This window comes from Thermosynechococcus sp. FA-CM-4201 (assembly GCF_054689355.1).
Genome location: NZ_CP079920.1, coordinates 982736 through 998320 on the forward strand (window position 1 = coordinate 982736; position 15585 = coordinate 998320).

Annotated in this window: 14 protein-coding genes and 1 tRNA gene; 7 read left to right on the plus strand and 8 right to left on the minus strand. The window is 53.3% G+C overall.

The genetic code is table 11. The annotated features are described in order from the left end of the window. The first annotated feature begins 27 nt into the window (after window positions 1-27). A complete protein-coding gene (locus KV190_RS04765) occupies window positions 28-429 on the plus strand; it encodes a DUF3110 domain-containing protein (protein WP_149817176.1) in 402 nt (133 codons plus the stop codon). Then, a complete protein-coding gene (locus tag KV190_RS04770; protein WP_460194824.1) occupies window positions 430-1527 on the plus strand; it encodes a glycosyltransferase in 1098 nt (365 codons plus the stop codon). 60 nt (window positions 1528-1587) lie between these two features. Here KV190_RS04770 and pirA read toward each other — a convergent pair whose 3' ends face one another. Continuing rightward, the gene (gene pirA / locus KV190_RS04775) at window positions 1588-1962 is read right to left on the minus strand and encodes an arginine synthesis PII-interacting regulator PirA (RefSeq protein ID WP_460194825.1); all 375 of its coding nucleotides are present in this window, start codon (window positions 1960-1962) and stop codon (window positions 1588-1590) included. A 173-nt stretch (window positions 1963-2135) separates the two neighbouring features. On the opposite strand from pirA, the gene KV190_RS04780 reads away from it, so the two are divergent. Further along, window positions 2136-4454, plus strand: a complete 2319-nt coding sequence (locus KV190_RS04780; RefSeq protein WP_460194826.1) for an ATP-dependent helicase — start codon at window positions 2136-2138, stop codon at window positions 4452-4454. Here KV190_RS04780 and KV190_RS04785 read toward each other — a convergent pair. Beyond that, on the minus strand, window positions 4435-5073 hold the full coding sequence (locus KV190_RS04785) for a hypothetical protein (RefSeq protein WP_149817184.1): 639 nt from the start codon (window positions 5071-5073) through the stop codon (window positions 4435-4437). The genes KV190_RS04780 and KV190_RS04785 overlap by 20 nt on opposite strands. A gap of 47 nt (window positions 5074-5120) precedes the next feature. Then, complete coding sequence (locus KV190_RS04790; RefSeq protein WP_460194827.1) at window positions 5121-5813, minus strand: HAD family hydrolase; 693 nt, start codon at window positions 5811-5813, stop codon at window positions 5121-5123. A gap of 350 nt (window positions 5814-6163) precedes the next feature. Here KV190_RS04790 and KV190_RS04795 point away from each other — a divergent pair, with 350 nt between their 5' ends. Together KV190_RS04795 and KV190_RS04800 are read left to right on the plus strand one after the other, a co-directional pair. After that, complete coding sequence (locus KV190_RS04795; protein WP_250682939.1) at window positions 6164-8638, plus strand: ATP-dependent Clp protease ATP-binding subunit; 2475 nt, start codon at window positions 6164-6166, stop codon at window positions 8636-8638. Between the two features lie 14 nt (window positions 8639-8652). Then, complete coding sequence (locus KV190_RS04800; protein WP_460194828.1) at window positions 8653-10374, plus strand: transglutaminase domain-containing protein; 1722 nt, start codon at window positions 8653-8655, stop codon at window positions 10372-10374. A 6-nt stretch (window positions 10375-10380) separates the two neighbouring features. Here the strand turns inward: KV190_RS04800 and KV190_RS04805 are convergent, their stop codons facing one another. Together KV190_RS04805 and lepA are read right to left on the minus strand one after the other, a co-directional pair. Further along, window positions 10381-10536, minus strand: a complete 156-nt coding sequence (locus KV190_RS04805; protein WP_460194829.1) for a hypothetical protein — start codon at window positions 10534-10536, stop codon at window positions 10381-10383. Between the two features lie 10 nt (window positions 10537-10546). Next, on the minus strand, window positions 10547-12358 hold the full coding sequence (gene lepA, locus KV190_RS04810) for a translation elongation factor 4 (protein ID WP_460194830.1): 1812 nt from the start codon (window positions 12356-12358) through the stop codon (window positions 10547-10549). 103 nt (window positions 12359-12461) lie between these two features. On the opposite strand from lepA, the gene KV190_RS04815 reads away from it, so the two are divergent. Both KV190_RS04815 and KV190_RS04820 read left to right on the plus strand, forming a co-directional pair. Next, window positions 12462-12535, plus strand: a tRNA-Pro gene (locus KV190_RS04815). An 87-nt stretch (window positions 12536-12622) separates the two neighbouring features. Further along, the gene (locus tag KV190_RS04820) at window positions 12623-13984 is read left to right on the plus strand and encodes a TrkH family potassium uptake protein (RefSeq protein ID WP_460195226.1); all 1362 of its coding nucleotides are present in this window, start codon (window positions 12623-12625) and stop codon (window positions 13982-13984) included. Here KV190_RS04820 and KV190_RS04825 read toward each other — a convergent pair. The 3 genes from KV190_RS04825 to KV190_RS04835 are packed head-to-tail and all read right to left on the minus strand — an operon-like array spanning window position 13981 to window position 15556. Beyond that, a complete protein-coding gene (locus KV190_RS04825; protein WP_460194831.1) occupies window positions 13981-15057 on the minus strand; it encodes an isocitrate/isopropylmalate dehydrogenase family protein in 1077 nt (358 codons plus the stop codon). The two genes, KV190_RS04820 and KV190_RS04825, sit on opposite strands and share 4 nt — an antisense overlap. Window positions 15058-15115: 58 nt before the next feature. Beyond that, window positions 15116-15211, minus strand: coding sequence for a cytochrome b6-f complex subunit PetL (gene petL / locus KV190_RS04830; RefSeq protein ID WP_460194832.1), 96 nt, complete (start codon window positions 15209-15211; stop codon window positions 15116-15118). A 45-nt stretch (window positions 15212-15256) separates the two neighbouring features. Then, window positions 15257-15556 (minus strand): 30S ribosomal protein PSRP-3, encoded by a 300-nt coding sequence (locus tag KV190_RS04835; protein WP_149817201.1) that lies wholly within the window; start codon window positions 15554-15556, stop codon window positions 15257-15259. Window positions 15557-15585: the final 29 nt, after the last annotated feature.

Here is a 15585-nt window from a genome sequence, read left to right on the forward strand (position 1 = left end):
CTGTTGATATTTCATGAGCGAGGCATCATGCGCGTTTACGTGTTGCTCTACAACCCGGGGACTGAAAATGAGGGCATTCATTCTCTGCAACTGGGCGATCGCAACCTGATTCTGATGTTTGAAAGCGAAGACGATGCCAGTCGCTATGCCATGCTTTTAGAGGCACAGGATTTTCATCCCCCCAGCGTTGTCCCCATTGATGCCAAGGAAATCGAAGAATTCTGCGAATCCTCAGGCTACACCTGTCACTTGGTGCCCGAAGGATTTGTGCCGACCAACGATGCTGAGCGTCTCTTCTTGGCGCCCCCTGAACGTAATGTCGAAGAAACCGACTGGGAACTAGAAAATCGCGTGCCCCCCGCTGCTGAGAGTGAGTTCTCCGAAAGTGAGCTGAATCAGTTGCGCCAACAATTTGAAAAGCTGCTGTAGATGGTGCGGGTCTGTGCCTGTCTAATTGTCAAAAATGAGGCCGCCTATTTGGCACGCTGTCTGGGCAGTGTTCAGCCTTGGGTAGATGAGATCGTTGTGGTCGATACGGGGTCAACGGATGAAACGATCGCGATCGCCCGCCAGTTTACAGAGCGCATCTTTACCTTCCCTTGGCAGGATGATTTTGCTGCCGCCCGCAATTACTCCCTAGAACAGGCCACCGGCGATTGGATTTTAGTGATTGATGCCGATGAGGTGCTTGTGACCTTGCAGGAGCCACCTGTGCCCCTCGGACAACAACTAGAGGGCAGCACCCTCACTGCCTACCAACTCCTACGGCGGGAAATCGGCACGGGGCAGCAATTTTCTGACTTTGCCATTGTGCGACTCTTTCGCAACCTGCCGACACTGCGCTATCAGGGACGCTTCCATGAGCAGTTGGTTTCCACAGCCGCAGAACCGCTGACCATTGGTACTCTGGAAACGCTGCGCATTGACCACTATGGCTATCAACCCGCACAAATTCAAGCCAAGATGCGCGATCGCAACATCCCGATTTTGGAACGCATCCGTGCCAGTGAAGGTCTGCCTTTGAATCTCCTCTTTGCCTTAGCGGATATGTACCACGCTGTGAATAACCCCACGGCTGCGGATGACTGCTACCAAGAACTTTTTGAGCGGCTCTTGCCCCATCTCCTCACCGGCCAACTGCCTGAGAATGCTCCCGGGGCACTGCCCGAAATTCTGAATCAACTGGGGCGGCGTCTGCTGGCTATGGGGGATCACGAAACATTGCAACTCCTATGTCAGCAAAGTCTGGTGTGGTTTCCCGCCTATCCTCCCCTCAATGATTTGGCCGGACGCTGGCTGATGGCTTTGGGATTTCCTTTGGGAGCAACGGCCTACTTTGAGTATTGCCTTGAACTGGGGCGTACCAATGGCTACAGCAAACAGATGATTTTTCCCTTGGGCTATGTGCGGGAGATTGCAGCCGAACAATTGGGGCGTGCCTATGAAGCCTTGGGCGATCGCGAGCGAGCAGCGGCGGCCTTTGCCCAAGCAACAGCTTTTCGCCAAGAAAAGGGCAATCACCAATAAAAAACAAAAAAGTGCCGCTGTTAGCAACGGCACCGCAGTGTGGGTTTCGGTGATCCAACCTTAGGCAAATTGCTGCCACTCTTCTTCCAGCAGACTAATGAGGTCTTCGTTGCCCTGACTCCGAGCCACTTGCAGCCGCCGCTCAAGAGTTTTCAGAATCGCATGGCGATGGGCTTCGGCCAAGGAGTCGCGCTTACGCTGGGGAAGTACCGCAGGGGTAGCACTCGTCGTCGGAGCGGTTGTGGTAACTGGTGTACCGTTGGTTTGGTAGGTCACCCCCCGCCAGCAGAGGACATGATTGGGTTGAGGAACGGGTTCAGCCGCTTTGTGTCCTACCCATTGCGCTCCCCGATAGAGACCCTTGGCACCCGATTCCACAAGGGGAATGTGCTGGTCAGAAGTTTCGTATTTAACGCCGCGATAGATTAGTTGCATAATTAAATCAAGGCTCCTAGGTGAATACTATTGACTCGTTATCAAGCTTTAGGTGGTCTGCGTTAGGAAACAACTTGCTCCTAACTTTCTGTATTCTATTATACGATTTTTCGATCTTCATTGGGTAGAAGCTGGTTTTTGTAATAAATCTTTAGCCCTCCTACAGTCCTTTTATGAACGTGTTGTCACTCCCTGCCAATGCCAGTCACCTCCTAAGGACGTTGCGTCCGGGTCAACGGGAAATCAGTGCATGGCAAGGGGGTCTCTTGGCGGTGTCGGCAGTGCCCGGAGCGGGCAAATCCCATGGCATGGCCGTAGGAGCAGCGATCGCTATCGCTCGGGAAAAGCTCCATCAACAGCGGCAACTGGTAGTCGTCACCTACAGTCGTTCGGCGGCGGCCAATATCAAGGTGCGGATTCGCCAGTACCTGCGGGAGATGGGGTTACCCCGCAATGGTTTTAGTGTGCAGACGCTCCACAGTTTGGCCTTGAAAATTGCTACCAGTCACCCCACAGCGGGTCTGCGTTGGAGTGGTGAGAATTTAATGAGTGAGCATGAGCAGCGACGCCTGTGTGTCACCTGTGTTAAGGAATGGGCGCGATCGCACCCCAATGTCCTCGAGCAACTGATCCAAGGCTGCGATACCAGTCCCCTGAGTGACGTTGAACACGATGGTCGCAGAAGTGCGCTTTTGACTGACATCTTGGTGAAGTTGGCACAAACTGTTATTAGCAGTGCCCGCAGTATGGCTTTGACGCCCCATGATCTGCGGCAGTTGTCCCAGCAGTTGCGCTCCCAAAGTACAGCCGCAGCAGAACCCTACCCTTTTTTAGAGATTGGTGCCGACCTTTTGGCACTCTACCAGCACCATCTGGCACAGCGGGAGCAAATTGACTACGATGAGATGATTTTGGCAGCGGTACAACTCCTAGAGGGCGATCGCCAGTGCCGCCAAGAATGGCAACAGCGGGTCTATGCCGTCTTTGAGGATGAGGCGCAGGACTCGACCCCCTTGCAATCGCGGTTACTTCGACTTCTCGCCGAGGACAACACCACAGGGCAAGTGAATTTTGTGCGGGTGGGGGATCCCAATCAAGCGATTAACTCCACATTTACAGCGGCGGATCCTCTCTTTTTTAATGAATTCTGTGACGAATGTGCCCAGCAGCAGGCCTTCTATGAAATGACCCAAGCGGGGCGATCGACCCCATTGGTGATTCGATCAGCCAACTTTTTAGTGAACTGGGTCAATCATGACCTCAAAGGCCAAGAACTCCCCTTTCGATCCCAAGCAATTCAGCCTGTCTCACCGACAGATCCGCAACCGGGGGCGAACCCAGACCCTTGGGGAGAAGGGGTAGAAATTGCTCGACCAGCAACTATTTTTGAGACTGTGCGCAAGTTAGCAGCCCGCATTTCTCAGGTCTTAGCAGAGCATCCTGAGGCCTCAATCGCGGTGCTGGTACGTACCAACCGCCAAGGGGAATTTGTCGCGGATCTGTTGCGATCGCCCGCTAGCTTCAACATCGATACCGACCTTGCCGATCAGGGGATTCCGATTCTCGATGTATCGGGCATCGAACGGCGATCGCAGGTGCCCAAGGAATTACTGGACATTCTTTATTTTCTCCACTGTCCCTATTCTCCCGAAGCGGTCAAAGCAGCCCTGACGGTTCTTCAGGAGCGCAAACGCATTGCTGTCCCAAATTTGGATCGCTTAGCCGCCCAGCCAGAGGTGTTTCTCTACCCTGGTCCTTTAGACCCCCCTGCCGAGGAACCCGTGCTCAAGGCACGGCACTACTGTCAACGTCTCCTCAAAGCCCGCCTAGAGCTGTCTCTATTTCCTTTGATCACGTACTGCGCTCAGGAATTGGGCTATGATGCCGCTGAGTTGGCCACCAGCGATCGCCTGATCTGCCACTTGGCACAGCAGGAACCAACGCAACTGTGGGAGCGTATCCATCCCCGTTGGCAGGAGTTGGTGGCAGCAGATCGCTTTGACGCTGTTGAGATGGAAGACCTCCATAGCCGCTTAGTGCGATCCGGGCAGGTGACGATTATGACGATGCATCGCGCCAAGGGTCTGGATTGGGATGCCGTTTTTGTTCCCTTTTTAGAGGCAAGAACTCTCCCCGGTGAGAGCTGGGTGGCGGCCAATGCCAAGTTCCTCAGTCCAGAGGTGGATTTTACAGACGTGGTGCGATCGCAACTGCGTGCCTATGGCCATCAGCAACCTCTTCCTGACTGGCAAACCGCCTATCAAAAAGCCAAAGAGGCCAAAGTTGCCGAAGAATATCGCCTGCTTTACGTGGCCATGACCCGTGCTAAGCGTTTACTGTGGCTCGCCGCCGCCCACCAAGCCCCCTTTAACTGGCAGAACTTTGATTGGCGAGAGTCTTATCAACTCCAAGACAGTCCCCCTTGTCCTTTCTTACCTGCCTTAGAGCAGAAGCTCAAGCAATATGCCAAGGCTACTCGCGGCGATCGCTAAGACTATCGCGCCCCGGTAAGCGTTCCATGGCTGCCAAGACAGCCCGTTCTGCTGCCAGAATATCCCGCTCCGCGCCCCCCAAAAAGAGGCGGCCAAAACTGCCCACGGCTGAAATCTGCAAGATATTAATGAGTGCTGCCTTTTCAGCTTCATTGGCGGCCAGTGCGGCATAGGCGGCAGGTTCCACTTCAAACACATAGAGGGTTTGCCCCGCCAAAATCATATTCCCCCGCCGCGAGCGGTTAATGAGTTGGGTGTGGTGGGCATCAATATTGCGAATCACCTGACTCGAAATCACCCGTGGCCGCAAGCAATCCTGTACTCGAGCGCCAATGGCATCTAAAATTGCTTGCCCTGCTGCGCGTACTTCCCCTTGATTGCCCGAATGCACCTCCAATAGTCCGTAGAGTCGCTCGATAAACAAAACTCCCGGCCGTACCACCGCAGACTTCAGGGCAATGTCCAACAGGCGATTGACATCAATCCCCGGTGAAATCTCCACCCAAAGGGAGCAATCCCCCGGCAGAGGCAAAAACCCCTGTGCCACGGTTCCCAAGTAGGCCGCGTGTTGCGGTTGAATCGAGTCGAGATAGACATAACTGCGCAGATCAACGCCCAAGGTGGTGGATTCCTAACGCGCCAGTACCCATGATCGCTGAAAATGCCCTAGGACAATAGCCATTGAAGGCGTGGATCCGTAAAGTCCTCAATGCAGACCTCTGCCCCTGCGGCTTGCAGTGCCGTTTCCGATTGCGTTGTTAATACTCCCCAGCAGAGCATCCCTGCCCGCACCGCTGCTATCACCCCCGCCACGGCATCCTCAAAGACAAGACAGTGCTGCGGCAATACTTGCAACCGCTCCGCCACGAGGAGATAGCATTCTGGATCGGGCTTGCCCCGCTGCACATCCTGCTCCATCACCACCGTATCGAAAAAGTTGCCCACCCCCTCGCAGGAGAGCACCAATGCCACATTGGCAGCACAGGCCGAGGTGCCTAAGCCCAAGCGATAGCCTTTTTCCTTAGCACTTTTGAGAAAGGGCAATAGCCCCGGCAACAGTTCCAAATTGGGTGCCAGCAGTTCCCGAAACACGGCTTCTTTGCCCGCGCCCCAACGTTCAACTTCCGCTTCAGTCACCGATCGCCCTAGAAGTTCTGGTAGGAGTTCGGCATTGCGTTTGCCCCCCATTTGCCGCAATTGTTCCAAGTTAATCTGCTGCCGCAGTTCAGGGGTGCGATCGACATAGACGCGCCAAGCTTCAAGGTGGTAGGGCATGGTATGGCAGATGACCCCATCCATATCGAAAATCAGGGCACGCTGCGAGGGTTCAACGGCAAGAAACTGGGAAAAATTAGCCATTGGCGAGAAATTTGGGCGTCAGCAAGTGTAGTCTATCGTCTTTTGAGCCTAAAGAGGCTGACCCATCGATCAATCGAATTTTGCCGCAGGCTAGCCCACAAAATCTCAATTAAAATACGGGCAACCACACCTGCAAAAAAATGAGTCAACATCTACAGTATGAGTACAGCCCTTGATCTAAGCTATAGGGTACGTCAAGAGACGTTGATCCTGTTTGCGAGTGGATTTGACGGTTCTGAGTCTGTTCCATCTTTTGGGCAAGGGGCTGTAAATTGGCATACAAAAACACGCCAAAGTGGACGTGTTAAGATGAGTGTTACCAGCACGCAGGAGCCATTAGGGGAAGGGTCATGTTTGAACGGTTTACAGAAAAAGCCATTAAAGTCATCATGCTGGCACAGGAAGAGGCTCGCCGCCTCGGCCACAACTTTGTCGGTACCGAACAAATTCTCCTCGGACTGATTGGTGAAGGCACCGGTGTGGCTGCGAAGGTGCTACGTTCCATGGGCGTGAACCTCAAGGATGCCCGCATTGAAGTGGAAAAAATTATTGGCCGTGGGTCTGGTTTTGTCGCGGTGGAGATTCCCTTTACCCCCCGTGCCAAGCGAGTGTTGGAACTCTCCCTCGAAGAAGCCCGCCAACTGGGACACAACTATATTGGTACTGAGCACCTTCTCTTGGGGTTGATTCGCGAAGGAGAAGGCGTAGCGGCACGGGTTCTGGAAAATCTCGGCGTTGACCTCTCGAAAGTGCGCACCCAAGTGATTCGCATGCTGGGTGAAACCGCAGAAGTGGCCGCTGGTGCCAGCCAAGGGCGTACCAAAACACCGACGCTGGACGAATTTGGCGCCAACCTCACCCAGATGGCCATTGATGGCAAGCTAGATCCCGTGGTGGGTCGGCAAAAAGAAATTGAGCGGGTGATTCAAATCCTTGGCCGCCGCACCAAAAATAACCCCGTGCTGATCGGTGAACCGGGGGTAGGTAAAACCGCCATTGCTGAAGGCCTTGCCCAACGCATTGCCAATAAAGATGTCCCCGATATTCTGGAAGACAAGCGGGTGGTTACCCTCGATATTGGCCTCTTGGTGGCGGGCACCAAGTACCGCGGTGAGTTTGAAGAGCGGCTGAAGAAGATCATGGATGAGATCCGCCAAGCCGGTAACGTGATCTTAGTGATTGACGAGGTACACACGTTAATTGGCGCTGGGGCTGCTGAGGGTGCCATTGATGCGGCAAATATTCTCAAACCCGCCTTGGCTCGTGGTGAGTTGCAGTGCATTGGTGCCACCACGTTGGATGAGTACCGCAAACACATTGAGCGGGATGCTGCTTTAGAGCGCCGCTTCCAACCGGTGATGGTGGGTGAACCCTCCGTTGAGGAAACTATTGAGATCCTCTACGGCCTGCGGGAACGCTACGAGAAGCACCACAAGCTGAAAATTTCCGATGAAGCCCTTGAGGCGGCAGCGAAGCTGTCTGATCGCTACATTAGCGATCGCTATTTGCCCGACAAGGCCATTGACCTGATTGACGAAGCGGGCTCACGGGTGCGCCTGATTAACTCGCAACTACCCCCTGCGGCTAAGGAACTGGATCGCGAATTGCGGCAAGTGCTCAAAGAAAAAGACGATGCCGTGCGTGCCCAAAACTTTGACAAAGCGGGTGAATTGCGCGATCGCGAGATGGAACTGAAAGCGCAAATCCGTGCCATTGCCCAGCAGAAAAAATCCGAAAGCGCCAATGGTGAAGAGGAAACCCCCGTCGTCACCGAAGAGGACATTGCCCACATTGTTGCCTCTTGGACGGGCGTGCCTGTCAGCAAGCTCACCGAAAGCGAGTCGGAAAAACTGCTGCACATGGAGGAGACCCTGCACCAGCGGGTCATTGGCCAAGATGAAGCGGTGAAAGCCATCTCCCGCGCCATTCGCCGTGCCCGTGTCGGTCTGAAAAATCCCAACCGTCCCATTGCTAGCTTTATCTTCTCTGGGCCAACCGGTGTGGGTAAAACCGAGCTAACGAAAGCCTTGGCCGCCTACTTCTTTGGCTCTGAAGAGGCGATGATCCGCTTGGATATGTCTGAGTACATGGAGCGGCATACCGTCTCCAAGCTCATTGGTTCGCCCCCCGGTTATGTCGGCTACAATGAGGGCGGTCAACTCACCGAGGCCGTGCGGCGGCGTCCCTACACGGTGGTGCTCTTTGATGAAATCGAGAAAGCCCATCCCGATGTCTTTAACCTGCTGCTGCAAATCCTTGAGGATGGTCGCCTCACTGACTCCAAGGGGCGTACCGTTGACTTCAAGAACACCCTCTTGATCATGACCTCGAACATTGGCTCGAAGGTGATTGAGAAAGGCGCTGGCGGTCTTGGCTTTGAGTTTGGCACTGAGGATGCTGCCGAATCGCAATACAATCGCATTCGCTCCTTGGTGAATGAGGAACTGAAGCAATACTTCCGCCCCGAATTCCTCAACCGTCTGGATGAGATCATTGTCTTCCGTCAATTGACGAAGGACGAGGTCAAGCAAATTGCCGACATTCTCCTCAAGGAAGTGTTCTCGCGCCTGACGGAAAAAGGTATTACCTTGGAGGTGACCGAACGCTTCAAGGAACGGCTCATTGATGAGGGCTACAACCCCAGCTATGGGGCACGGCCACTGCGTCGGGCAATTATGCGCCTCTTAGAGGACACTTTGGCTGAGGAAATGCTCTCTGGCCGCATTCGCGAAGGGGATACTGCCCTCATTGATGTGGATGAATCGGGTCAGGTGAAGATCCAAGCTCAACCTCGGCGTGAGCTATTGCCCCAAGCGGTTGAGTAGGGTATCGACTTCCTATGCCAGACACACCGGCAGAGGTTTATGGGGACTCTCTCAGCTCCCGAGCGCTGGATCACGACTGGCGGACTATTTATCCCTTGGGTGCTTACCAAATCCACGGTCTGGCATGGGTCGATCCCCAAGCCCTGTGGCTACGTCAATTGCCCCGTTTACCCTTTTGCCAAGCAACCCTTGGCGCCAGTTTTTTGGCCTTGGATCGGGTGCGGGGCTTTATTTTGCTCATCAATGGCGAAAACGACCACAGTGAGATTCTCAATCCCTACGATCTAGAGCCATTTCTCGATGCCGATGGCCTCTGTCTCCATCGCGAAACCCTCTGGTTTTGTCGGGACACATGGCTCTATCGCTGTCATCTTCCTGACTGGCAGGTAGAAAAGGTGCTGGAGTGCCGCTATCCCATTTACGGTGTGGCGGTGGATGACACAGGCATCTATGTGGCCTGTCAAAAATCGGGTTACATCCACTGTTTTGATCAGACAGGTCGAGAGCAGTATCGCCTCAGTGCCCCGGGCATTGGCTGTGAAAATTTAGCCCTTAAGGATGGCTATCTGTGGGTGAGCGATCGCCTAGAGCAATCCATCTATTGTCTCGATCGCCAGAGTGGTCGTGTGGAATGGGTGGCCTTGACTCCCTTTGCCCAGCCAACGGCGTTTACCTTTGATGCGACCGGGCGATTGTGGGTGGCCTATGGCGGTGAAGAACCCTATCTGCGGGATAACCCCAACAACCGCGAAGCTCCCCTCGAAATTGATCACCGCGATATTTGCCTGATTCATCCCCTGCTCTATCAGACCCACAAAGAGCAGCATTACACGGTCTCCAATGGCTATCTGATTGAGATGGCCTACGTGGAGGAAATGTCTCCCCTTGATGCGCTGCACCTAGATAACCTAGAGTGGCGAATTGCGCTGCCCGCCAATTCCCTGCGCCAAAAATTGCTGCGGGTTGAACCCGTGGGTACCCCCTTTCGCTTAGAAACCGTGGGGGATCAGCAGGTGGCGGTGTTTGATTTTCCTGAAGTGCGTCCCTACGAAGCCCGCCTTTTTGGCTGGCGTGCTTGGCTAGAAGTGAGAGGGATTAAGTACCATCTCAGCTTTGACGACATTGATGAGACGCTACCGCTGCCGTCAGAATTTGCAGCACAGTATCTGGTGGATAACGATGAGTTGGCGATGGATCAACCCATTGTTCAGGAGGCGGCACGGGAAGCTGTGGGCACAGAGACCAATATCCTGCGCAAGATGCTCAAGATTCGTAACTATGTGTACGATCGCCTGAGCTATGCGATGCGACCCACGATTGAAACCCCCGATTTGGTTTTGAAACGGGGAACGGGATCCTGTGGTGAGTATGTGGGGGTGCTCCTTGCCTTGGCGCGATTAAATGGCATTGCCTGCCGTACGGTGGGTCGCTACAAATGTCCCCCCCATCCCCAAAAGCGCGGCATTCCCCTCCAGCCCACCTATAACCATGTTTGGTTGGAGTTTTATGTGCCGGGGGTGGGTTGGTTACCCATGGAGTCCAATCCCGATGATGTGGTAGAGCGCGGCCCCTATCCAACGCGGTTCTTTATGGCACTGCCTTGGTACCACGTGGAAGCGGGTAAAGGGATTCGTTTTGAGAGCACGAATTATCGCGATCGCGGGCTACGCCTTGGAGATTTAGCCCTCAACCATGTGCGCTTTACCATTCATGGTGAGCTGCCCCCAGTTGCCTAAACAGTTCTAAGGCAAGAGCACTCGCAGTAATCCCAAAGGAGCCGGCTGCCAATCGCCGCGCCAATCCAAAAGCTGTACTAACACCAAGTAGCCAATTCCCAATAACAGAGAAATGGCACCGGTGACGATCGCTACCCATTTGCCCGATGACCGTTGAGACACCCTGAGCCTCCTATTCATTCTTGAGTCGTAATACCGCCATAAAGGCCTCTTGGGGGACATCCACCCGCCCGATCGCCTTCATCCGTTTTTTACCCGCTTTTTGTTTTTCGAGGAGCTTGCGTTTACGGGTCACGTCACCGCCGTAGCACTTGGCCAAGACATCTTTGCGTAAGGCGGGAATACTTTCACTGGCAATCACCCGTGAACCAATGGCCGCTTGAATGGGAATTTTGAACTGGTGGCGGGGGATCAAATCCTTGAGTTTGCTGACAAGGGCACGTCCCACATAGTAGGCCTTATCGCGGTGGACAATGGCTGCCAAGGAATCTACAGGGTCGTTATTGATCAGGATATCCAGTTTCACCAGATCATTGGGACGGTAGCCAATCAGGTGGTATTCCATACTGGCATAGCCCCGCGATCGCGACTTCATTTCATCGAAAAAGTCCGTCACAATTTCCGCCAAGGGCATTTCATAGACCAATGTAGTGCGCCCTTGGGTGAGGTAGCGCATATCCTTAAAGATGCCCCGCCGCGACTGCGCCAATTCCATCAGCGTTCCCACATAGGTTTCGGGGGTAATCATTTCCAGTTGCACGTAGGGTTCCTCAATTTTTTCGCGGTATTGGGGTTCCGGCAGCAGGCTGGGGTTATCAATCGTCAGCACTTCCCCTTTGATGGTGGTGACGCGATAGACCACCGAAGGGGCGGTAATGATTAAGTCCAGATTGTATTCCCGCTCTAGCCGCTCTTGGATAATTTCCATGTGCAGCAGCCCCAAAAAGCCACAGCGGAACCCAAAACCCATGGCACTGGAGGTTTCCGGCTCGTAGTGGAGCGAAGCATCATTGAGCTTCAATTTTTCAAGGGCTTCCCGCAGATCCTCAAACTGATCGGCATCGGTGGGAAAGAGACCACAAAAGACCATCGGTTTGGCCTCGGTGTAACCCGGAAGAGGTTCCTTGGCTGGGTTTTGTGCCAATGTAATCGTGTCGCCGACACGGGCATCACCAACGGCTTTAATGGCGGCGGCGAGGTAGCCCACTTCCCCGGCATGCAGACTGTCCACGGGTTTTTGGTTAGGTGCGAGAACGCCTAATTCATCAATTTCGTACTCTTTGCCAGAGGCCATCAAGCGAATGCGATCGCCCTTGCGAACCACACCATCCATGACCCGAAAATAGACAATCACCCCTCGGTAGGCATCGTAGTAGCTATCAAAAATCAATGCCCGCAGGGGTTGATCTACCGTATCGCGGGGGGGTGGCACCAAATGCACAATGGATTCCAGAATTTCCTCAATGCCAATCCCTTCCTTGGCAGACGCTAGAACCGCTTGCGAGCAGTCGAGGCCAATAATCTCTTCAATTTCTGCCGTCACGCGATCTGGCTCGGCGCCGGGAAGATCAATTTTGTTGAGAACCGGAATAATCTCTAGATTATGCTCCAATGCCAGATAGACATTTGCCAGTGTTTGCGCTTCTACCCCTTGCGAGGCATCCACAACGAGGAGTGCCCCTTCACAGGCGGCTAGCGATCGCGACACCTCATAGGAAAAATCCACGTGGCCAGGGGTGTCAATCAAATTCAAAATATACGTTTCGCCATCGCGACTGGTGTAGGTCATGCGGGCAGCTTGCAGCTTAATCGTAATCCCCCGCTCCCGCTCCAGTTCCATATTGTCGAGAAACTGTTCCTTCATTTCACGGGGATCCACCGTGCCCGTAAATTGCAGCAGGCGATCGGCAAGGGTCGATTTGCCGTGATCAATGTGGGCAATGATCGAGAAATTGCGAATGTGGGAAACGGGGACGTCGGTCATACCAGCGAGGGCAACCTTAACAAAATGAAAAACTCCTTTCTTGATTCTAAGCGTCCCTGTCCTATTGTGCTGAGAATTCGGTGGTAGGATAGAAATTAACTGCCGGGATGTAGCGCAGCTTGGTAGCGCATCTGCTTTGGGAGCAGAGGGTCGCAGGTTCAAATCCTGTCATCCCGATTCGGAACCGTCAACCTCAAACGATTGTTGCCCATACAATCCTGCGGTAGATTAACCTCAGGCCTTTTGGATACGTATTCATTGATGTTGACAGTTCCACGGACAATTTGCCTTGGATTTTTGGCGGTGATTACGGTGGGAACGCTGCTCCTGTGCCTGCCTTGGTCCACCAGTAATGGGCATTGGAATCCCTTGGTCATTGCCCTATTTACAGCCACGTCGGCGGTCTGTGTGACCGGTCACATCATTGTTGATACAGCCACCCATTTTTCCCCCTTTGGCCAACTGGTGATTCTCTTGCTCATCCAAGTCGGCGGTCTGGGGTACATGACGGCCACCACATTTTTGATTATTTTGCTAGGACGCAAGTTTAACCTGCGGCAAAAGATAGCGGTACAGCAAGCTTTGGATCGGCGGGGCATACAGGGGGCACGGCAATTGGTGCGCTCGATTTTGGGCTTGACTTTTCTCTTTGAATTGACGGGTGCCTTTTTGCTCTGGCTGATTTTTCGCCAAGACTTTAGTGATCCACAGGCAGTGTGGCTTGCGGTGTTTCACAGTATTAGTGCTTGGAATAATGCTGGGTTTAGTCTCTTTAGCGATAACTTGATGGGGTATCAAACCTCCGTGCCCTTGAATTTGGTGATTTCGCTACTAATTATTTTTGGTGGCATTGGCTATGAGGTGATCTTTGAGTTTTATCTTTGGCTGCGGGAGCATCTGCGCCACTGGGGTAAACCCGCCTACTTAATCCGCAAGGCCAGCCAGATGACGTTTAGCCTCAATTTCAAAATTGTGACGAGTACGACAGCGATTCTCCTCATCTTGGGAACGGTGATGCTCTTCCTGACGGAGATGCGATCGCCAGAACGATTTGGTCTTTTTTCCTTTGATCAGAAGCTCCTCTTGGCGTGGTTTCAGTCAGTGACAGCGCGGACGGCGGGCTTTAATACCGTCAACATTGGTGAATTCAATAATGGCGGGCTATTTATTATGATTGCCCTGATGTTTATTGGTGGTAGCCCCGGTGGCACCGCAGGGGGCATTAAAACAACCACGTTGCGAATTTTGGCAGGGATTACCAAGTCGGCTCTGCAAGGCAAGGAGGTGGTGCTGCTCTACCGCCGTCAGGTGCCCCCCTCGCTGATCATGAAAGCCGTCGCTGTGGCCTTTGGCTCAATGTTTACGGTGCTGGTTTCCACCACCCTCATCGCGATCGCTGACCCCGAAGAGAATTTCATCAATATTCTCTTTGAAACCGTTTCCGCCTTTGCTACCGTTGGTCTTTCCACCGGTATTACCAGTGGGCTAACCGTCTTTTCCAAGTTGGTCTTGATTGTAACGATGTATGCTGGACGGGTGGGTATCCTGCTGCTGATGGCGGCAATTATCGGTGACCCCCAGCCTTCGAGCGTCCAATATCCTGAGGAAAACCTGCTAGTGGGTTAGGGGGCGGCGTACTCGGCAATGGCGGCAGCCATCTCTTGGGTACCCACGGGTTCTTTGCCCGGCGCAGCCAAATCGTAGGTGACAAAGCGCCCCTCACCAATGACTTTTTCAACAGCCGCTTGCAGACGCCGTGCCGCTTCCATTTCACCAAGGTGTTGCAGCATCAACACTCCAGAGAGAATCAATGCCGTGGGATTAGCTTTATTTTGGCCGGCATATTTGGGCGCTGAACCATGAATTGCCTCAAAAACGGCATATTCATCGCCAATATTGGCGCCGGGAGCCACCCCAAGGCCGCCAATCATCCCTGCACAAAGGTCTGAAAGAATATCGCCGTAGAGGTTTGGCATCACCATCACATCGTAGAGTTCGGGCTTCTGCATCAACTGCATGCACATGTTATCGACGATGCGATCTTCAAAGGCAATGTCGGGGTAACGGGTGGCAATTTCGCGGGCACGTTCAAGGAAGAGGCCATCGGTAAATTTCATGATATTGGCCTTGTGAACGGCTGTCACTTTCTTGCGATCGTTGGCCTTGGCATATTTGAAGGCAAACTCAATGATGCGATCGCTCCCCAGCACAGAAATGGGCTTGACACCAATGGCTGCATCTTCGCGAATCGGCTTACCCGATAGATCACTCAAAAAGGCACGGGCTTTGGCCGCTTCGGGACTGGTGTATTCAAACTCAATCCCGGCGTAGAGGTCTTCGGTATTCTCGCGAACAATGACGAGGTCAATGTTTTGAAAATAGCTTTTCACCCCCACAATGGATTTAGCCGGCCGTAGGTTCGCATAGAGATTGAGCCGCTTGCGGATCTCGACATTCACAGAACGAAAGCCGGTACCCACGGGGGTGGTAATCGGGCCTTTGATGGCAGTTTTCGTGCTTTTGATCGCATCGAGAACGTGTTCGGGCAAGGGGGTACCGTAGCGTTCCATCATGTCCACGCCGGCATCCACCACCACCCAGTCAATTTTGACGCCCGTGGCATCAATGGCAGTGCGAGTTGCAGCGGCAACTTCAGGACCAATACCGTCGCCGCGAATTAAGGTAACAGCGTGGGACACGAGTTCTCTCTCCCTATGCAGAACTGAAAGACAAAGGTATTAGGAGGGTATGATGCAGCTAAATGAGCTTCACCGTACGTAGCGTGTGAAACAAAATCGTCGCCAAGGCGATCGCGCCCGCAACAATCACAAAGTACAAAACAATTCCCATCATCTTTCTCCTCAACGGGTAGTGATTGACCTCGGGATTCAGAATACCCTAGGCTGTGCCTACAAAACTAACATCACTAAAGCGTTTTTGTGCCTCGCTGACGGGACGATTTTTGCCTTCCTCTTGCCAGTAGTTAATGATTTCGGTGGCACGGTTGAGGAGTTCAATCCGCTCGGCTTCCGTAATCCAAGATTTCTTCTCTAACTCCGCCTTCAGGAGTTCCCAAGCATCGGTGCGCGGCCAAAAGAAGTAGGAGGTGAGGGGGCTTGTCCCTTTGCCAACAATTTGATCAACAGCGATCGCCACGTCTTTTTCTAACCAAAGCACTCTCAGGGTAAAGCGGGACAATTCTAACCTCCTAAAACTCGTTTTTCACA